Source organism: Anabaena azotica SJ-1, assembly GCF_047275885.1.
Lineage (GTDB): Bacteria > Cyanobacteriota > Cyanobacteriia > Cyanobacteriales > Nostocaceae > Trichormus_B > Trichormus_B azotica_A.
Map to the genome: position 1 here is coordinate 5,542,330 of NZ_CP178454.1, position 20,168 is coordinate 5,562,497.

A 20,168-nucleotide genomic window follows, 5' to 3' on the forward strand; every position below is an offset into this window, starting at 1 on the left:
TTAGCAGAAAACTAACCCATCCATGAATTTACTGATTACGACACTAGCAACCTTTGTCCAAATTTATAGCTACTTGCTAATTATTCGGGTTTTATTGACCTGGTTTCCCCAAATCAACTGGTATAACCAACCATTTGCCGCGTTGAGCCAGATTAGTGACCCCTATCTCAATCTATTTCGTTCAATTATCCCCCCATTGGGTGGTATGGATTTTTCGCCCATCTTAGCCTTCCTAGCACTCAACTTAGCTGGAAGTTTTCTGGCTGGTCTGAGTCGTCTGCCATTAGGACAAGGATTTTAACCACCAGTCCAATTGACTTGAGTAGAGACGTTAAAACCAAAAGCGTCTCTACAAATTCCTGAATCAACTTATCTTCGCACTTGACCGCTGAAACCAGACGCTTTAAACTGCTTCAGTTGTAATGGAGTTGGCTGATTGACAGGTACAGAAATTCTTAACTCAAAATTGCTAATACCAGGTGGTACTTCAGGAATAGAACCTAAACGAGTGCGATTTTGTAATATGGGATCATTGTTGGCATCATAGATGCGTCCAAAGATATCTGCATCATAAACTGTTTTATAAGTGCCATTTTCTGCTTTACCGGTGACGATAAAGCAATTAGCAGCCGCTGAACCACTGCTAATAACAGCACCTTTGGCTAATTCTGGTGGACAATCTTGATAAGAGACATCAAATAGTTTAATTTTTGTCAATGCTTGAGCCGGGGGAGTGAAAACCCAGGACAGAAGAACAATAAGTCCAGAAATAAAGATCAGCGTGAGTGAGCGTAATCGCATAAAGCGCACAATAACTTTATTTTAAAGTATACGCAATTTTTAACCGCAGAGAACGTAAAATTTACGCTTAAAGAATTAGAGAGTTGAATTTTACTTTGTAATAATTGTAAGAATAGATCCTCATTTGCTATTAGCCTATGAATCCAGATGAGATTGAAGCCGCTTTGCAAACAGCGTTTAGTCGTTGTGATATAGCAAGCTGTCCTCTCACTGATATGCAGAAACGAATATTACTGCAAGTAGTTGAGCAAATTCAGAACAACTCGATTTGGGTATCAAATACTACCAATCCATTGGATGAACTGACTCCAGAGGAATTAGAAGCATTTTTAGAGTTCGTTAAAGCTGAGGAAGAACAAAACCGGACTTGGAAAGTGCAGTTACTCAATGATTGGCTTTTGTCCCAAGATTCGGGAAAAGTGCAGTTTATTCGCCAGCGTTATGGCTTACAGTGGTTGAATCGGGTGGAATCATACCATTTTGACAAGTATTCTTATTTGGAAGAGGCGCTAAAGCTAAAAATAGGCGATCGCATTGAAGTTTCTAATGCACTGTGGGAATGGATACCAGAGGATGGTTCTTATCAGCGGGAATGGTTTTCCTGTGTGGTGATTAAGATGGATGAATTTCGTGATGGTAACGATGCCTTTACCAGTTGCCAAATTCGCTTCTTTAATGGCACAGAGTATGAGATTCAGGGTATCTATGAATGGAATCGTTATAATTGGCGTTGGCCAAAGACTTAGATGAAGAAATAGCTTTGTTAATAAGTAGTTGCATTTTTGTAAAATCAAAGAGATTTTAAAGTTTCACGAATTCTATTATTCTCAAAAAGAATTTTAAGAAAATTCTCTAAAGATTGAGAAGGTGTTTCTTTTCTCCAAACCGCTGTTGATCGAGCATAGGATATTGGATGGTGAAGCGGCATAAACACAACTTTGGGATGAGGTAGTGCTTTTGCCTCTCTTGGCATTACTGCTACTCCTTGTCCAGCCGCTACAAGGGCAATCATAGAAGCATGACTATCAGCAAACAAGTATAAATTTGGTGTAAAACCAGCTTTGTCGCAAGTATCACGGATGCGCTTATTTCTACCAGGAAAAGTTTCTTCAGACATCCCAATAAATTTTTCTGATGCTATTTCCATTAAATTAATTGAAGTACAAGATGCTAATGGATGGGTATCCGGTAACACAGCATCAATTACAACTTGCTTAACACATCTAACCACAAATTTTGCTTCTATAGCATCCGGTGGATTACCCATAAAAGCAATATCTATAACTTTATCTCGCAAAGCTTTTACTTGATCACTAGGGGACATTTCCTGAAAACGCACAGGAATTTCAGGATAGGTAACTCCAAAACAATGTAACACTTCACCTAAAAAACTCTGTAGGATAGTTGGGATATAGCCAATTATCAAAGGCTCATCTAAATTCTTATAATTATTCTTAATACTTTGAATAGCATTATCAGAACGATTTAAAATATCCTTTGCTTGTTCTAGAAGAAATTTTCCAGCTTCAGTGAGTTTCAACCCATCCGATTCTCGGATAAAGAGAATGACACTGAGTTCATCTTCAAGGTTTTTGATTTGCCGGCTTAACGCAGGTTGTGAAATATACAGTTGGGTAGCAGCACGACTGAAATTTAGTTTTTCTGCAACCGCCACGAAATATTTAAGATGGCGTAATTCCATAATTCTGTGGGGTATGCCTAAAAGTTATAATTGCCATGATTATAAGGCATTAGACTTTAATTATGTATTTTATTATGCTGAATGATTAGAAATATCATCTGTTGAATATGAGGACTCAACAGTAAAGATTAACAATAGAGTTACTAACCTCCATTTAGCAATAAATAACCGTTATAAATAACTAGACAATGGCAACACCAAAACAAACCTTAGAAGAATTGCGAAAAGTCTTTATCAAAATTGCTGGAGAAGACAAACAAGTTGATCAGAAAGAATTTAAAAAAGCTTTAGGACTTAAAGACGAATATTTTGCTGACAGACTCTTTTCCATCTTTGACAAAGATAACAGCGGTGATATTAAAATAGAAGAATTTTTAAAGGCTGTAGAAAACCTGGTTTTAGCTACTACAGAAGAGAAACTAAAATTTGCTTATCAATTACATGATATCAATGGAGATGATCGCATAGAAAAATCAGAAATAGCTCACTTGATTACTGCCAGCCTTAATGAAAATAATCTCAGTTTCAAACCAGAAGAAATTAACAATTTAGTTGATATATTGTTTCTAGAAGCTGACAGCGACAACAGCGGGGCAATTTCCTTTGCAGAATTTAAAGGTTTAATAGGCAAATTTCCTGATTTAATTGAAGCAATGACCGTCAGCCCTGTTAGCTGGCTCAGACCTCATAAACAAAACTCTCAAACAGTTACTTCCTCAGAAAACAAGCGGACAAAAAAAGATTACATCAAGCATTATATTGAAAACAATTGGGTCAAAATAGCTTTTCTATCCCTCTATGTTGCTGTTAACATATTTCTTTTCTTTGGGGCAGTTGATCGATATGCAGATTTAGGAAAAAATGTATATGTTCAAATTGCTAGAGGTTGTGGTGCAACACTTAACTTCAATGGGGCGTTAATTCTCATCCCCATGATGCGGCATTTTATGACTTTGCTTCGTAAAAGCAGCCTTAACGACTATTTACCTATAGATGAAAGTATCGAGTTTCATAAGCTTATAGGTCAAGTCATGTTTGCCTTAGCAATTGTGCATACGTTCGCACATTTTCTCAATTATACTACCTTACCTACTCCTTTTATAGAAAGTTTATTGGGGACAAAAGCTGGTTTATCAGGATTTTTATTACTGCTAGTTTTCACAGTTATGTGGGTAACGGCACAAGCACCTATCCGACAAGGAGGGAAATTTGCGCTTTTTTACATAGCTCACATGGGATATGGGCTGTGGTTTATTCTCGCATTAATTCATGGGCCAGTATTTTGGCAGTGGGTATTATTCCCTGTGCTGGGATTTGTGATTGAATTAGTTATTCGCTGGAGAGTAACAAAAGATGCAACCTTTGTAGTTAATGCCTCCTTACTTCCTTCTAAAGTTTTAGGTTTAGAAGTGCAACGTCCAGCCTCTTTCAAATATCAACCAGGAGATTATTTATTTATTAAATGTCCCAGTATTTCCAACTTTGAATGGCATCCATTTACAATTAGTAGCGCCCCAGAAACACCAGATATTTTATCGTTACATATCCGTGCAGCAGGTAGTTGGACTGGTAAGTTATATCAACTTTTTCGAGAGCAGAGGGAAGAATGGATACGTTCAGGTAGTGGTCAAACTGAACAGGGAGTATCGGTTTATTTAGATGGTCCGTATGGTACACCAAGTACACATATTTTTGAATCTAAATATGCAGTGCTAATCGGTGCAGGGATTGGTGTGACTCCCTTTGCTTCGATTCTGAAAAGCATTTTGTATCGCAATCAACATCATTCTTCTAGCACAAATTTGCAGAAGGTACATTTTTTCTGGCTAAATCGAGAACAAAAAGCCTTTGAATGGTTTGTTGAACTGTTATCAGAAATTGAATCGGAGGACACTAACAAACTCTTTGATATCAACTTATATCTGACAGGCGCACAGCAAAAATCAGATATGAAGTCTAGCACCTTATTTGTGTCCATGGATTTGTTGCACTCCCAAACAAAGGTTGATTTAATTACAGGTTTAAAGAGTCGAACAAAAACTGGTCGTCCAGATTGGGATGATATTTTCCGGGACTTAGCAAAACAACACGCGCCCCATAAAATTGATGTATTTTTCTGTGGGCCTCCTGGACTCTCAACACAGTTGAAAAGTCTCTGTACAAAATACGGTTTTGGTTATAGAAAAGAAAATTTCTAGCCAAAATTTCGGTCATGATTCCATCTTCATCATGATGAGACTACCTACTCACATACTTGTAAATTAGGGAAAAATCAACATTATGCAAGAACCTAATATGCAACCGCAACAGCTTAAGATTCACCATCAGATTAATAAAAAAGATGTTAAATCTTCAAACTCCCTTCCATAAGTTCCGTAATGCCTCCCTAAGTAATCTAAAATTGGGCGACTGGACAATTAAATCCAAGCTGCAAGGGTTGCTTTTAGGAGTTAGCCTCGGTTCTGTAGTGGTAGTTAGTGGAATTGGTTGGTATCAAACACAAGCCACCCTCAGAAGCAAAATCGCTGACCAACTTGCAGGGATCAGCAACACCAAAGCCGAGCAGTTTGAGTCGTACTTTGAAAATTTGAACGACCAAGTGGGGATGCTGGCAGCAGACAGCAACGTCGTTAAAGCAATGGTAGAGTTGAATGGGGGTTTCCGCAACCTGGATCGAAACTTTATTATTCCCCCCGAATGGGATACGGCTTTAGATGCTTACTATAGTGAGCAATTTTTCCCTCGATTGAAAAAGAATTTATCCACTGAAGAACTGAACCCCAGTGTTTATCGTCCCACCGGACAAGCAGCTCGCTATCTCCAGTATCATTATCTTGTTTCTAATCCCAATCCAGTAGGTAAAAAAGACAAACTTCTCGATGCTGGTGATGGGAGCAACTATACTAAAGCTCACGCTAAATATCAGCAATTTTTTGCAGGAATTGTGAAAAAATTCGGTTATTATGATGTATTTTTGATTAACCCTAAAACAGGGGATTTAATCTATTCCTATTTTAAAGAAACCGATTTTGCTACTAATGAGCTACAGGGTGTTTACTCCCAGACTGCACTATCGGATTTGGTGCGGACAGTGCAGGCAAACCCGACAAAAGGTAGCATTCAGGTGGCTGATTTTAAGCCTTACCGCGCCTCTTATGATGCTCCCACCGCTTTCGTGGCAACGCCCATTTATAGTGGTTCTAACATGATTGGCATCTTGGCGGTGCAATTACCTGTTGATAAGATCAACCTGGCTATTAGCCGGAATAATAATTGGCAAGGCAGTGGTTTGCAGAAAACGGGGGAAGCTTATTTAGTCGGACCTGATTCCCTAATGCGTTCGACATCCCGTTTTTGGGTTGAAGACCCCAAAAAATATCAAAACGTTGCTCGTTACATGGGGACTGACGAGAAAACTCTCCAACTAATGGAAAACTTCAACACCACCATTGGTTTACAGAAAATCAAGAGTCCAGCCGCTCAAGCCGCTTTGGAAGGGCAACAAGGCATGATCGTAACCCGCAATTATCGGGGAGCAGAAGTATTGAGTTCCTACGCTCCTTTGAAGTTGAACGGTTTAAATTGGGCGATTTTGGCAGAAATGGAGGTGGGGGAAGCTTATCGTCCGCTTTACAGGTTACAGCTAACTTTGCTGATTGCGGCGGTGATTTTCCTACTGGGGACGGCGTTTTTAGCGGCAGTGGCGGCCAGGATGTTTACCTCTCCCTTGCGTCGCTTGACTGATAGCGCCCGGAAACTTGTTGCTGGGGAACTGGATACGGAAATTGAGATCAAGTCGCAAGACGAGTTTGGGGAATTGACAACAGAGTTCAAAAAGGTGGCGAACAAATTGCGCCAAACTGAGGAGCAGCTAGAAATCAAGAAGCAAGAGAATGATATTCTCTTGCAGAATATCCTACCCAGTGCGATCGCCGAACGCAGGAAACAAGGAGAATTGCTCATTGCTGACAGCTTCAAGCAAATAACCATTCTTAATGCCCATCTGGCAGGTATTGCTGAGTTGAACAAGCGGATGTCACCCACAGAGGTAACCCAACTGCTTACCCAACTATTTCATGAGTTTGACCAAACGGCAGAGCATTACGGCATGGAACGGCAGAACAGCACTAGTACCAGCTACATGGTAACCTGTGGACTCACCCAAGCTAGATTTGACCACAGCAAACGAACCGTTGATTTTGCCCTAGCTATGTTAAACATTATCCAGCGGATGGATAAAAGTCATAATTCTGCCTTTGGTTTACGCATCTGCATTCATGCCGGTCCGGTAACAGCAGGGGTAGTGGGAACCCAGCGACTTGAGTACGTCCTTTGGGGGGAAACGGCGTATTTAGCAAACCGCTTACAGAGCCAAGCTCAGTTGAACTATATTTTGATGACTCAGAGTGTGTACGAACGGGTGGAAGATAGCTTCACATTCATCCAAAACCCATCGCTAAAAGTTCAAAGCCTGGGAAAGATAGAAACTTGGACGCTTGTAACTACTAGGAAATTAGTTCCCACCCAGGTGGAATTGGTTCAGTCATCCTTTGCTAAAGTCAAGCCCATCGCTGATAAAGCTGCTGAACTATTCTACAACCGACTGTTTGAATTAGAACCTTCTTTTCGTCCTCTATTTAAGGGGGATATGAAACAACAGGAGCGTAAGCTAATGAATACCCTTGCTCTTGCCGTGGAAGGTTTGCGTCAACCAGATCAGATTATCCCCGCCGTCCAAAATTTGGGTCGCCAACATGCGGGTTTTGGTGTCAAGGCTGAATACTACGATATTGTTGGCGAGGCGTTGCTGTGGACGTTAGAGCAAGGACTGGGTGAAGGTTTTACTCTGCCAACGCGGGAGGCATGGGAAGAAGCTTACACATTCCTGAGCGAAATTATGAAAGAAGCAGCTGCCGAACTGGAGTTGGAAAAGATAGGTGTTTGAAGGAGGCAGGAGGCAGGAGGCAGGAGGCAGAAGGCAGAAGGCAGAAGGCAGAATTCTCGCAAACCTATTCACTGTTTACGGTTCGTTAAATAACAGTCATGGATAAATCACTTCTGGGATGGCTATTGCTTTTGGGTCTGGGATTTCCAGTGTTGGGGATACTGCTGGGTGAAGCAGTCTCAAGATTAGAACGGCAGCAACACCCCTTAGCAGTTGGTCTGCGTCAGGTGCGTGAGTATGTGTTACCTCCCTTAGCCGTGATCTTGGTAATGCGACAGCTTTTAAGCGTTGCTGGCAAAGATTCCTGGGTGCGTTTTGTGGAAACGTTAACTTGGGTTGCGGTGATTGTCGCGGGACTTTCTTTAATCAACGCTTTGTTGACCACAAAAAAGCAACCGATCAAATGGCAAATTCATGTACCTAACCTGTTCTTTCAGATAGCTAGGGGTGTAGTGATCTTAGCCATTGGGTATCACATTATCAATGGAGTTTGGAATATAAGTTTGGCTGGATTGGGTTCCAGTGTGGGGATAGCTTCAGCAGTAATTGCCCTAGCCTTGCAAGATACCCTCAGTAATCTGGTGTCAGGATTACTATTGCTATTTGCTAAACCTTTCAGAACGGGTGATTGGATTGAGATAGATGGAAAGCAGGGACGGGTACTTGAACAAAATTGGTGGTCGGTGACAATAGCCACTCCGACGATGAAATTAAACATTCCCAATGGGGTGTTGTCGAAGGCAAGCATCATCAATTTCGGTCAGGAAGGAATCTGGAAAAGTATTTTCGCCTCATTTTCTTATGACGATTCTCCCAATCAAGTAATTCCCGCTCTCAATACCTTGACGGAGGGTATATATCTGATCGAAGCCAAAGATCCGGCTCTGCTTAGTTCCTATGAAGATTGCAGTATCACTTACAAGCTTTCCTATAAAGTGCTGCCTGAAAAAGATTGGCTCGTGGCGGCGGAACTCAAATCTCGACTTTACTATCTCACCAAACGTTATGGCTTGACTATGCCTTATCCAATTCAAGTGCAGTACGATGTCGATGCGAAACTTGGGATACCGAACCAGATTCCCCAAGTATTAGAGAACCGCCAACAGGAATTAGTAACTTATTTGCGATCGCTTCCTTATTTCTTGACGCTTAATGATCATCAAATTGAGAAACTAGCCCAAAGAGCTAGATTTAAAGCCTACGGTAAGGGTGAGTTAATTATCACAGAAGGTAAAGAAGACGAGGGACTTTATATTATCTTCAAGGGCAAGGGACACGCCTATCTAATTGATGAGCAAGGTGAGCGCCAGATAGTGGACGAGCTTGAAGTTAACGAAGCCTTTGGGGAAATGGCTATCTTTCCAGGGGAGGTAAGTCCGGTTACAGCCATTGCTGATGAGGATGTTGAGGTTGTAGTAATTCCAGCCAAAGAGGTTATCGAAGTGATTGAGTCTAACAACAAATTTGCCGCAGAGATTCTTGAGTATATCGAAGAACGGAAAAGAATGGTTCGACTTGCTAAAGGAATCAAAGACGAAGCGAGTCCATTAATTAGTAACAATGGTCGCCGGGTGCAAGTGGGATGATGAGGAGAACCAGCGCAAAGCTTTATAGAAGTTGCTTATTTTTGAGCGGCATGGTTTTATTATTGACAACCTGCGCCCAAGGGTCAAAAACCTCAAAGGCAAAGATTGACAATCAAGTCAGTGCAAACAAGACCTCAAAAGAAAACTTAGGTATTCAGGAGGTGGAGCGTAAATTAGTTAAACCCCCCTCAACACAAGACTCAGCTAAACAGGGCATTGTGCTGCCGGAGGTAAAACCCCTGGAACTGGAGGGAACACTGGCGATATCGGGAACTCAGGTCGTTTTGCCGATTAGTCAGGCTATTGCTCAACGCTTTATCCAAGACGGCTACCCCAACAAGATTGATCTTGCTGGTATTGATACTCAGGTTGGCTTCAAGCTATTTTGCGAGGGGAAAAAGGTAGATATTGTCAATGCGGTTCGCCCGATTACCAGTCAGGAGTCAGCCGCCTGTGCTAAGTCAGGTGTTGAGCCAATAGGCTTTCAAATTGCCACTGATGCAGTGACTATTGTAGTTAGTTCTCAGAATAATTTCGTCCCCAAAAATCTGACACGCGACGAAATCGCCAAGGTATTCACTGTTGAAAAGTGGTCAGATGTGAATCCCAAATGGCCAACGGAAGTGATTAAACGCATTGTCCCAGCGGAATTTGGTACGGTCGGCTCAGTTGACCTGTTTGCCCAAGCTATCTTTAAGGGGAACGTCAGCCTACTTATTAATGCTCCCAATACGATGGCTTATGAATTTGTCGAGCAGTTGCACTCAGAAGCTTTAGTTAATCCCTACATGGTTGGCTTTTTAGAGTATAGCTCCTATAAACAAAACCGAGACAAGCTAAAGGCGATCGCCATTGATGGAGTAGCCCCTGACCAATCGGCATATCCTCTCATCCGTCCTTTATATATTTATGCAGATGCCAAAGCGATTTGGAAACGAACGGAAGTAGAAGGGTTTGTTAACTATTACTTAACTTATGTGAACGAAGAAATTTATACTTTGGGCTACTTTCCAGTTAAACCAACCGTATTGGATGAGTCAAAAACTAAGTTTTTGCAAGTGAAGGGTAATAAAAAGTTGTTGAAGGCAGCAAATCGGAGAAATTAATTATCCCTATTTTGTCATTTTGGGAAATTAAGAAAAAAGAGAAAATGGAATTATCCAGAGGGTACATACATATAAACTTGATTCATCAAAGCAACCAGTATTAATAAATATTGTCAGTATTCAAGTGTTTACAACCCAGTCACAGAGGCAGTTTATAAATTGATTTTTGCTTATTACAATAAATACTTCAAAAAAGGTTATTAAGGACGCTAATGATTTTATGAATAAGCTTTGGCAAGAATTAGAAAATTTGAATTTGTAATTGCTTTTTTCAAAAACACAGAAATTTTTAGGTTACAGGGATTTTATAAACAACATGAATAATCTACAAGAAGAGCATCTATTATCAAATATAATTCCTAACTCGGAAACATCTAGCCAAGTAGGAGAAAACAACCATCAAGAAGGAAAAATCTATTTCATTCGGCATGGTGAAAGTACCAGCAATGAACGCAATATTTTTGCAGGTGTATTAGATGTAGATTTGACTGCATTTGGTAGATTGCAAGCGCGTCAAGCAGGTTCTGACCTCAAGAAAAAAGGTATGAAGTTCGATGCCGTGTATGTCTCTCATATGAGACGCGCAAGGCAAACTTGTGAAATTGCCCTTGCTGAAAGTCAGGCTTTGAAATCCTCTGATGTTCCTATTCAAATCGACCATCGAATTAGTGAGAAATCTTTTGGTATCTTTGCCGGTCGTAATTTGAATCTACTTCGTCTAGCTTTGGGCTACGAAGGCTTCGAGGAAATGTTGCATTCACACAACGAAGCACCGCCGGCTGGCGAGAAGATTGGACAAGTTTATGAACGGGCTGCAAGTTTTTACCAAGAGCGAATTGTACCGCATTTAGAACGGGGTGAAACTGTTCTAGTGGTTTGCCACCAATATGTATTGGAGCCTTTAGCACTTTATTTAAGTGATTTACCACCAACTGCTTATAAACATCTGAAACTCCCTAATGGTAAAGCACTCAGTCAAGAAGAGTTAGTCAAGTTCCGTGATAAGGAATCTGGCGGTGCAGCTTCTGTGCGTAAACAGATCAATGATCTGTCAATTATGTGGGCAATTTTTCTCTATGCTGCTGCCTTCTTACTAGGATGCTTGGTAAGGGCGTTAAGTGCTTCCAGATGGGGAATACCATCAGAACTATTTCGAGGAATCATTGTTGCCTGTCTGGCTGCTTCAACCTTTTATACATACTTAGACATTGACTTTGCAGCGAGTAAACGCAAAGTAACTTCAACAGTGAAGTATATAGTCTATGGGTGGATGTTAATAAGATGGATAGTTGGGCTACTTTTAATATTTTCGGGAATCTTATATCAAAGCCCTGGCGATTTATACAAAGTTATGTGGGTGCTTTTTTTAATGGTTCCACCCGCCCTTACTTCTCCAGTTTTATCGGTACTTTGGGGCGGTAATCTTTATCCCTCAGCTATCTTATCCAGGACTTTATCAATCATCACTCCAGTTGTACTGGTTGTGACATTTGGTTTGGCAAAACAATTACCAATTAACAATTCAAGCCTGATATTTTTCGGGATTATTCTAATTGTTGGTCTGGCAATACCGGGAGCTTTAGCCCAGTTTTGGCGTGATAAATCTCCTGTTGAATCAAACCACCACAGTAAGAACTGGAAATTTATTGGAGTGCTTGCTGTCGCATTCATGGCGTTGGCAACAGGGTTTCAATTTACTCCATCAACATTCCTAAGCGACTTATTTTCATCAACAGATCCGAACCGTTCACTAGCCTGTTTGCAACAACTAGCAGTGGCAATATTAGTTTTTATCTTAATCCGCGTTTTTAGCGTATTAACTTTAGTATTGACAACAGGCAAGCTGAATAAGGCAGAAGCTAAGGATGCTTATATCCTGCTTGTGAATCCCAACTTTTTCCTTTGGGCTTCTCTTTTTCTGGGAGTTACTACAACTGCAAATCCCGAAGCTGTAAGATATGCAATTTTTTGGGCAGCACTGGGATTTTTCTGTATACCAATCATCGAGCAAATATTGTTTATGAATTCATTTAGTAATGAATTATTGAGAGAAACACTGCGTTCTTCGAGAATGGCAACAGAACAGATCAAAAAGCTTTTCCTTGAATTGGATACAGATGGAAGTAAGGCACTTGATAAAGATGAAATTATGGAGCTTTTAGGTCAAATAGAAGATATGACAACGGGTGAACGTAGCTCACAAGAAATCAGAAGATACATAACTGATTATCTGTTCAAAACTCTAGACGCAGATAAAAGTGGAACAGTTGATTTGCAAGAGTTAGAAGAGTATGTATCAACTTATGGGTTAGTTGCTAACCTTAACGTTGTTTCTGCTGCTACATTAGTAAACGACTAACTTCCAAAAATCTCAGCTTAATATAGCATCTCCCAGTCTAATGAAGTACCAAATTATCTGCGTTTAATTATTACTGCTTGTACTTTATTTGAATGGGAATTGCTATCAATTAAATCTTATCAATGAAACAAGGAAACTAAAATATGTCAGTATCTTTGAAAAACTTATTTCTACTTTTGCCTACCAGTATTTATGCCATAGTTTGCTTTTATTTTAGTACCACTTTTACAGGAGAAGAAACAGAATATTATCAAAAACTAGTTCTTTGTGGCGCATCAATTCTTAGTAATTTTTATGTTTTGTACTACCATTACACAACCCCACCCCACCCAAAATTTCTCATGCTACCAAAGAGGAAATTATCAATCAAAACTCACGTAATTTCTGGAAGTATAGAGGTTGTTTTTGGTGTGATTGCATTTTTTAGTAGTAGTCCAGAAATACCCGCTATGATTATGGCACTATCAGCCATCATTGGTCATGTCACCTCATCTTTTTACCAAACACCGATTGTTTTTGGTGCTAAGAGTGTCATGATTCCAGGCTATCTATTTTGTGTCAGCTTACACCTTTATACTGCCATTCATTTGCTCTTAGAACCGAATTCAAATTTTTGGTTAATCAACACATTTTTAGTTCTCAGTATATACGTTTGGTGCCGAGTATTTTACTTTATTTTTACTGTTTTTGGAATCTTTAAAGATAATCTTTATTCTGCTTCTATTCTGGCGGCTGGTGTGTTGATATTCCCCTCTGTATTAGGTCTTGCTGGCAACTTATTTTTTATCCTTTTTGTGCTTGGATATAATGTTTTGTACAAATTAATTATGAATCCCTCAGCAGCAGAATGGATCAGTTGGACAAAAGAAAGTCAAAGACAAACATTAATTGATGAAGATGCGAAAGAATTATGGATAAGTAATCATTTGTCAATCAATTCTGATGAGGTTGATGATCAAACAGTCGCAGCAGCAGTTTTTGCTCAATTGGATACAGATAAAACTGGAAGTTTAGATAAGGACGAATTGAGAACTCTTTGGCACGAGTGGCAAGTTCCCGATTCTTTTATCAATACTTTTATTGCTCGAAATACAAATTTTAATGAATTTACTTTTGATGAATTTTATAACAAAATCTGGCAAATTAAAAGTGTTAAACAACGATTAAAAAAAGAAAATGTGAAGTTAGAATGTCTAAGCCAGGGTAAAAATATTAGCAATACAGAAAAGTGCCAACTAATTTTCGAGCAAATAGATATTGATCGGAGTGGTTACATTGATGGATTTGAGTTAAAGACTCTATTGCTAGAATGGGGATTACCTTCTAATGAAGTTGATGAATACATGGAAAAATATGATGATAATAAAGATTTAAAAATTTCCTTTGAAGAGTTTTTTAAAATGCGTCCAATTTGGTCTTTTGCTTACTCAGATATCATTCTCGCCAAATAATCAATAAACTAGTATGACGTTAAACATTGAAATTTTAGAACAAAGTTTTGAAAAAATTAAACCTCGCGCTAATGAATTTGCAGCCAGCTTCTACGATAATCTTTTTCAAGCTCACCCAGAAGTGAAACCGTTATTTGCCAATATTGATATGGTAAATCAACGGAAAAAGCTGATAAATTCCCTGGTTTTGGTAGTAGAAAATCTCCGCAACTCAGAAGCTTTAGAGTTATCAGTTAGCGGTCAACAGTTTTTTATCTCACCAACTGCATAGCATCATTAAAAAATTGACGACATAAACCTCTAGTAACTAAAATTGTCGTCAACAAATTCGCTACAGCCACCATAAAAATAATTAAAACTTCATAGGATACAGCTTCTAAAGCAGGTACTCCAGCTAATAATTGTCCACTGGTAAAGGTGGGTATTGTCACCATACCAATTAGCATCATTTGATTTAAGGTCGGCAGAAATGCGGCTTTAATTGCATCTTTGCGGTATTGGTTAACTGCTTGCTGGGGTGTTGCACCTAAACTTAAATGAGTTTCTATTTCTGTGGGAAATTGGTTAATGTTGCTAACCAACCGTTCTCCGGCTACTACTGCGGCGTTCATGGCGTTACCAATCAATATACCCGCTAAAGGAATCAAATAACGTGGTTCATACCATCTATCTGGTTGGATAATCAACAAGTTAGTATACAGCACCGTTAAAGACGTACTCACAAAAATTGCTACCCAGACTATAGGCAGTACCAGGGGAATTTTTTGGCTGATGCGATTTCGTGCGACAATCGCCGTAATTGTGAGAATGATTGTTAGAATTCCCAAAACTGCCCAAACATTATTAATAGCAAAGATGAATTCTAAAACGTATCCTAATACGATGAGTTGGAGGATGGTTCTACCAGTAGCTAAAGCTAAGTTTAATTCTAGTCCTAATTTTTCCCAGGCTGATAAACCAATAGCGATCGCCATTAAAGCCACAGCTAAAACCAAATCCACAAATTCCAGTTTAATCAAATCCGGCATGATCTTAGCTCCTTGCTGGGATTGTCTATTGACGATATAGCATTTGTTAGTTTCATGAAAACATCAACTGATCATAAAACTTTTACCTCTCTTACCTCTTTTATCTGTCACCTGTCACCTGTCACCTGTCACCTATCACCTGCTGTAGCCTAAATGGGAATAATTGAGAATTGAAAATTTGATTAGCAAACATCACCCATAAAAGTGTATCTTTTGTATCTCACCATAAAATAACAATTATGATCCAAAGCGTAAATTCGATTCCAGCCTTTGATATAAAGCAGCAATACGCCACCATTGAAGCAGAAGTGAGTAATGCAGTTTTAGAAGTTCTGAGTTCTGGCCGTTATATTGGTGGGCCAGCAGTGGAAGGCTTTGAACAAAAGTTTGCTGCTTATCATGGTGTAAGTGAATGTGTAGCTTGTAATTCTGGTACTGATGCCCTGTTTTTGGCGTTACGTGCTTTAGAAATTGGTGCAGGTGATGAAGTTATTACTACACCATTCACCTTTTTTGCGACTACTGAAGTCATTAGTGCTGTAGGTGCAACACCTGTTTTTGTTGATATTGATGCCACTACCTTTAATTTGGATGTCACCCAAATAGCAGCAGCTATTACACCGAAAACCAAGGCTATTATCCCGGTTCACCTGTTTGGTTTACCTGTGGATATGACAGCTTTAATGGCGATCGCTCAATCTCATAATTTAGCAGTAATTGAAGATTGCGCTCAAGCCACCGGTGCAAGTTGGGATGATAAAAAAGTTGGCAGCATTGGACACATTGGCTGTTTTAGCTTTTACCCAACCAAAAATCTTGGTGGTTGCGGTGATGGCGGTGCAATTACAACTAATGATAGTGCGATCGCAGCTAAGTTGCGAGTATTGCGAGAACATGGCAGCAAAGTCAGATACATTCACGAAGAAATAGGTGTCAATAGTCGTTTAGATGCCATTCAAGCCGTAATTCTGCAAATTAAACTCCGCTATCTAGACATTTGGAACCAACAACGCCAAAAAATCGCCGCTTATTACTATCAATCCCTCAGTCAAGTTCCTGGTATCATCACACCCCAAGAACTACTAGGAGGAATCGGAGTCTGGAATCAATATACCATTCGCGTTTCTAGCCAAGAAAGAAATGGTGCAAGTTCCAAATATCGGGACTGGGTGCGGACTCAACTCCAAGAAAAGGAAGTAAGTACCATGCTTTACTATCCTCTGCCTTTACATCTACAACCAGTTTACTCACATCTAGGGTATAAACCAGAACAATTACCTGTCTCTGAACAAGCTTGCCACGAAGTTATAGCTTTACCCATGTTCCCAGAACTAACACAGGAACAGCAAGATAAAGTAATTTATGCCTTGAAAGACTGTTTAAGCTAACAGAGGTGACAGTATTGTAGGGTGCGTTAATGAAATGTAACGCACCATTATCTGACTTTATAAGTTTTTATACCCAAAAATTAAACAAGGTTATAAATATCTTATAAATAACACCATAGTTGGACCAAAGCTCTCATACTAAAAATAATCATTTTTAAATATATTCAGTTGTTATGGCATTAGATTTAAAACGGTTTTTTCAGGCTTGTAATCCTTCTAATACTTTAGTGATTGGGAAAGCTGAGGATAAGCAATATTATATAGATTTCTCTTCTGTCCGTGGTACAAAAATAATTGAACAATTCAAACGTACTATTGCCCGCCTTTCACCTGAAGTTCCTACCTGTCAATTATTTACAGGACATATTGGTTGTGGCAAATCTACAGAACTACTACGATTAAAGGCAGAACTGGAACAAGAGGATTTTCATGTAGTTTATTTTGAGTCTAGTCAAATTTTGGATATGGCTGATGTTGATGTGACAGATATTTTATTAGCCATAGCTGCTGAAGTTACCAAAAGTTTAGAAGCGATCAAAATTAATCCCAAACCTGGATATTTTCAAGACCTATTTAAAGATTTATATCATATTTTGCAAGTACCTGTTACACCTGAGTCGATTGAGTTTTCTGTAGGTATTGCTAAAATTACCTCTAAAATTCAAGACAGTCCTAGTTTGCGTAGTCAACTAAGACAATATTTAGAACCACGCACGCTAGGAATTATAGAATCAATCAACAAAGATATCATCAAACCTGCACAAGAAAAACTTAAAGATCAAGGTAAAAAAGGTTTAGTCGTCATTATTGACAACCTGGATAGAATAGACAACACCAAAAAACCCAATGAACAATATCAACCAGAATATCTATTTATAGAGCGTGGTGAACAATTAAAAAATCTTCATTGCCACGTAGTTTATACAGTGCCTCTTATATTAATGTATTCTAATGCTCTAGGTAGATTAAATAATCGTTTTGGTCAAAGTCCAAAAGTTTTACCGATGGTTGCAGTTAAACAAAGAGATAATTCTGATTTTACCCAAGGAATTACACTGTTAAAACAAATGGTTATGTCTAGGGCTTTTCCTGGTGTTAACTGGGAACAAAACCAAAACCTAATTACCAAGGTTTTTGATAGCGTGGATACTCTAGAAAGGCTTTGTAAAGTTAGTGGTGGTCATTTACGTAATTTGTTAACCTTATTATATGGTTGTTTGCAAGATGAAGATCCTCCCATTACTCGTGATTGTTTAGAAACAGTCATTAAACAACAATGTAATGACTTAAATCGAGCTATTGACAATCAAGAATGGCAACTATTAAAGGAAATTCACCAAAGCAAACGACGTATTCAAGGAGATCAAGAATATGAGGATTTAATTAAAAATATTTGGGTTTTTGAATATGTAGATAGTGAAGGTTCTTGGTTTGATATAAATCCTATTTTGCAAGAAGCTAAAGAATTTAAATTATGACCAACCAACAACCAGATAATTTAGATTTTAATTTAGGTGTTATCAATCAAAGTAGCTTGAGGAAGGTAATCAGAACAATTACCCTTTCTCAAGGTGCATTTTCGTTGATTTTATTACGGTGTAACTACACTTTTTTTCAACAACAAATATTTAACAAATTGCAGGAGATAGAAACCGTAAAAATTAAAAGAATTTATTTTCCACCAAATGTCACAACACTATATGCAAATATAGCTACACAGTTGGGAGATGAGTGGAAAAATGAAAAAGCAGCAGCATTAATGGTGTTTGGTTTGGAGTCTGTGCAGAATATTGATAAAGTGCTGACTTCAGCTAACCAAGCGCGGGAAGAGTTGAGAAATAACTTTAATTTCCCGATATTTTTCTGGGTAAATGATCCCATTCTCAGAAAAATAATTAGATTAGCACCAGATTTTAAAAATTGGGCAACTACTATTGAGTTTAAACCTCCTAGTAGTCAATTACTGGATTTTATTCAACAGGAAACAGATAAAATATTTGCAGGTGATATAACTAATATTTTATTTGCTTATTTATGTCAAGAATTAGCAATTGCAAAACAAGATTTACAACAAAGAGGAGAAGTATTAAACCCCTCTATTAATGCCAGTTTAGAATATGTTTTTGGTTATCGTGATTATTTAGATGATAACTTAGATTCAGCCTTAGAACATTATCAACAGAGTTTAAAATTTTGGCAAGAAAGCAACAATTTAGATAGACAAGGTACACTGTTAGTTAATCTTGGTTTAATCTACTACCGTAAAGCCTCAATAAATCAGGTAGATAATAAAAATTTATGGGAACAAGCAAGGAATTATTTTCAGCAAAGTTTAGAGATTTTTAAACAAATACAACGGACAGATTTATTATCTAGATCCCTTACTTTACTATGTCAAGTCTATTTGAAATTACAAACATGGGATGAATTAGAACAATTAGTTGATCAATCTCTAAAAATACATCAACAAAACAATAATTATCAGTTATTTTGGGCTAAAGATTATGGATTTTTAGCAGAATTGGCTTTATATAAAGCTAATCTTATAGAAGCTAAAAATCAGGCAGAAACAGCATTAGAAATTTTAGAAAATATCAAACAATCAAATACAGTTGATATTTTCACAAATGAACAAGTATATTATCAATTTTTATTAGGTAAATCTTAGGGAGCATCCACTTTTGGAAGAAACACCCAATCAAACAGCAAGTAAGCCATTGAGATAAGCGCAACGAACAGAGAGGATGTGATTGACACTTTCAACATTCCACTGTGCGCCAGAAATTTTTATCCTTAAACCAATTTGTTTAATTGCAGATTCAACTGCACCGGAACCAATAGAACATAATTGTTCAGCTTGATAATAGCTGTAGTTGACAATGCGAGAAAAGTGTTTTTCCAGATAAGCAATGAAATTTTTAGCTTGTTTACCTCGGCAATGATTAAATAAAGTCTTAGCTGCTTCTACTTGACCTTGCCATAATAAAGTTTCAGCAGCCTTAAGTCGCTTTAAAGACCCACCAACTTTATAAAGATTTTCTTTGAGGTGATACCAATCCAAAATTTCACAGCGAGAAAACTGGTCTTGACCAAATTCCCTCACCAGATTCCACACACCATCGTGACCATCTCCTAAGCAAACGAGAGGGTTCACCAACTGTTGGCTATTGACATAATCAATTAATGATTGGTTGTCATCAAAAAATGCACCATAGTAAATCCCTTGCAGACGCACAGTTTTATAGTCTCGCCAGTGACAACCGGCTAGTGGTTTACCTCGCAGTCGAACTTTTCCTCCATCTACACTTACTTCCGAAACGGCTTGTTTTGCAAGTGGTAGTTGAAAATCTTGTGACAGCACTAATTTTTGTTGCGTTGAGTGACCAACTTTTATTCCTGTTAATGCCTCTACCTCGATTTCTGCATTTTGATATGAAACATTCGCTGATAGTCTCAAACAACATTTTTGAAGTAATGGACTTAATCTAATTCTTGGCTTTACACCCAGTTTCTGTAACTGTTTAGTTTTTAATTTCAGTTCTCCAACTAGGCTTTTAATTTTCCTAGTTTTACCTACTTTTGTACCTGTTTTTTGTTCAACAAAAAAAGGGCTATTTCTGGACTTACACTTTCTAGTATTTGGCTACGAACTTTTTTTTCTATACTTTCTAGGTCTGTTAACTGACTCTTATCTGCTTGTTCATACAGTAATGTTGCCAGTTCTCTTACACAGGCTTTGATTCTTTCTTCTATATCTTGGCTCATAGTCTTTGATACGCTTTTTTATCTCTTCTTACATTCT

At 38.5% G+C, this 20,168-nt stretch carries 16 protein-coding genes; 12 read left to right on the plus strand and 4 right to left on the minus strand.

The annotated features are described in order from the left end of the window. Positions 1 to 22: 22 nt before the first annotated feature. Entirely contained in the window at positions 23 to 301 is a 279-nt protein-coding gene (locus tag ACLLO5_RS24165) for a YggT family protein (RefSeq protein ID WP_013190384.1), read from the plus strand. A 68-nt stretch (positions 302 to 369) separates the two neighbouring features. On the opposite strand, the gene ACLLO5_RS24170 is transcribed toward ACLLO5_RS24165, so the two are convergent. Next, positions 370 to 801 carry a biotin carboxylase gene (locus tag ACLLO5_RS24170; RefSeq protein ID WP_413173023.1) on the minus strand — a complete coding sequence of 144 codons (432 nt, stop codon included), beginning with the start codon at positions 799 to 801 and terminating at the stop codon, positions 370 to 372. A 137-nt stretch (positions 802 to 938) separates the two neighbouring features. On the opposite strand from ACLLO5_RS24170, the gene ACLLO5_RS24175 reads away from it, so the two are divergent. Then, positions 939 to 1,547: a hypothetical protein gene (locus ACLLO5_RS24175; protein WP_413173024.1), complete on the plus strand. Its 609-nt coding sequence runs from the start codon at positions 939 to 941 to the stop codon at positions 1,545 to 1,547. A gap of 44 nt (positions 1,548 to 1,591) precedes the next feature. Here ACLLO5_RS24175 and ACLLO5_RS24180 read toward each other — a convergent pair whose 3' ends face one another. Further along, positions 1,592 to 2,503, minus strand: coding sequence for a LysR family transcriptional regulator (locus ACLLO5_RS24180; protein ID WP_413173025.1), 912 nt, complete (start codon positions 2,501 to 2,503; stop codon positions 1,592 to 1,594). A gap of 188 nt (positions 2,504 to 2,691) precedes the next feature. On the opposite strand from ACLLO5_RS24180, the gene ACLLO5_RS24185 reads away from it, so the two are divergent. The 7 genes from ACLLO5_RS24185 to ACLLO5_RS24215 all read left to right on the plus strand — a co-directional run bounded on the left by ACLLO5_RS24185 (position 2,692) and on the right by ACLLO5_RS24215 (position 14,221). Continuing rightward, complete coding sequence (locus tag ACLLO5_RS24185; protein ID WP_413173026.1) at positions 2,692 to 4,701, plus strand: EF-hand domain-containing protein; 2,010 nt, start codon at positions 2,692 to 2,694, stop codon at positions 4,699 to 4,701. Positions 4,702 to 4,844: 143 nt separating this feature from the next. Next, entirely contained in the window at positions 4,845 to 7,448 is a 2,604-nt protein-coding gene (locus ACLLO5_RS24190) for an adenylate/guanylate cyclase domain-containing protein (protein WP_413173027.1), read from the plus strand. Between the two features lie 149 nt (positions 7,449 to 7,597). Further along, on the plus strand, positions 7,598 to 9,034 hold the full coding sequence (locus ACLLO5_RS24195) for a cyclic nucleotide-binding domain-containing protein (RefSeq protein WP_413176182.1): 1,437 nt from the start codon (positions 7,598 to 7,600) through the stop codon (positions 9,032 to 9,034). Between the two features lie 50 nt (positions 9,035 to 9,084). Then, the gene (locus ACLLO5_RS24200; protein WP_413173028.1) at positions 9,085 to 10,140 is read left to right on the plus strand and encodes a substrate-binding domain-containing protein; all 1,056 of its coding nucleotides are present in this window, start codon (positions 9,085 to 9,087) and stop codon (positions 10,138 to 10,140) included. A 316-nt stretch (positions 10,141 to 10,456) separates the two neighbouring features. Beyond that, positions 10,457 to 12,499, plus strand: coding sequence for a histidine phosphatase family protein (locus ACLLO5_RS24205; RefSeq protein ID WP_413173029.1), 2,043 nt, complete (start codon positions 10,457 to 10,459; stop codon positions 12,497 to 12,499). 410 nt (positions 12,500 to 12,909) lie between these two features. After that, entirely contained in the window at positions 12,910 to 13,950 is a 1,041-nt protein-coding gene (locus tag ACLLO5_RS24210) for an EF-hand domain-containing protein (protein ID WP_413173030.1), read from the plus strand. A 13-nt stretch (positions 13,951 to 13,963) separates the two neighbouring features. Beyond that, a complete protein-coding gene (locus ACLLO5_RS24215; protein ID WP_413173031.1) occupies positions 13,964 to 14,221 on the plus strand; it encodes a hypothetical protein in 258 nt (85 codons plus the stop codon). On the opposite strand, the gene ACLLO5_RS24220 is transcribed toward ACLLO5_RS24215, so the two are convergent. Then, positions 14,202 to 14,978: an ABC transporter permease gene (locus ACLLO5_RS24220; RefSeq protein WP_413173032.1), complete on the minus strand. Its 777-nt coding sequence runs from the start codon at positions 14,976 to 14,978 to the stop codon at positions 14,202 to 14,204. The two genes, ACLLO5_RS24215 and ACLLO5_RS24220, sit on opposite strands and share 20 nt — an antisense overlap. Before the next feature lie 239 nt (positions 14,979 to 15,217). On the opposite strand from ACLLO5_RS24220, the gene ACLLO5_RS24225 reads away from it, so the two are divergent. The 3 genes from ACLLO5_RS24225 to ACLLO5_RS24235 all read left to right on the plus strand — a co-directional run bounded on the left by ACLLO5_RS24225 (position 15,218) and on the right by ACLLO5_RS24235 (position 19,034). After that, positions 15,218 to 16,366 carry a DegT/DnrJ/EryC1/StrS family aminotransferase gene (locus ACLLO5_RS24225; RefSeq protein ID WP_413173033.1) on the plus strand — a complete coding sequence of 383 codons (1,149 nt, stop codon included), beginning with the start codon at positions 15,218 to 15,220 and terminating at the stop codon, positions 16,364 to 16,366. A gap of 173 nt (positions 16,367 to 16,539) precedes the next feature. Next, on the plus strand, positions 16,540 to 17,844 hold the full coding sequence (locus ACLLO5_RS24230; RefSeq protein WP_413173034.1) for a P-loop NTPase fold protein: 1,305 nt from the start codon (positions 16,540 to 16,542) through the stop codon (positions 17,842 to 17,844). Beyond that, the gene (locus ACLLO5_RS24235; RefSeq protein WP_413173035.1) at positions 17,841 to 19,034 is read left to right on the plus strand and encodes a tetratricopeptide repeat protein; all 1,194 of its coding nucleotides are present in this window, start codon (positions 17,841 to 17,843) and stop codon (positions 19,032 to 19,034) included. The genes ACLLO5_RS24230 and ACLLO5_RS24235 overlap by 4 nt, the downstream gene beginning before the upstream one ends. Before the next feature lie 30 nt (positions 19,035 to 19,064). On the opposite strand, the gene ACLLO5_RS24240 is transcribed toward ACLLO5_RS24235, so the two are convergent. Continuing rightward, a protein-coding gene (locus ACLLO5_RS24240) for an ISKra4 family transposase (protein ID WP_413171042.1) occupies positions 19,065 to 20,131 on the minus strand; the annotation gives its coding sequence in 2 pieces (ribosomal slippage) (positions 19,065 to 19,975 and positions 19,975 to 20,131; 1,068 coding nt in all). Positions 20,132 to 20,168: the final 37 nt, after the last annotated feature.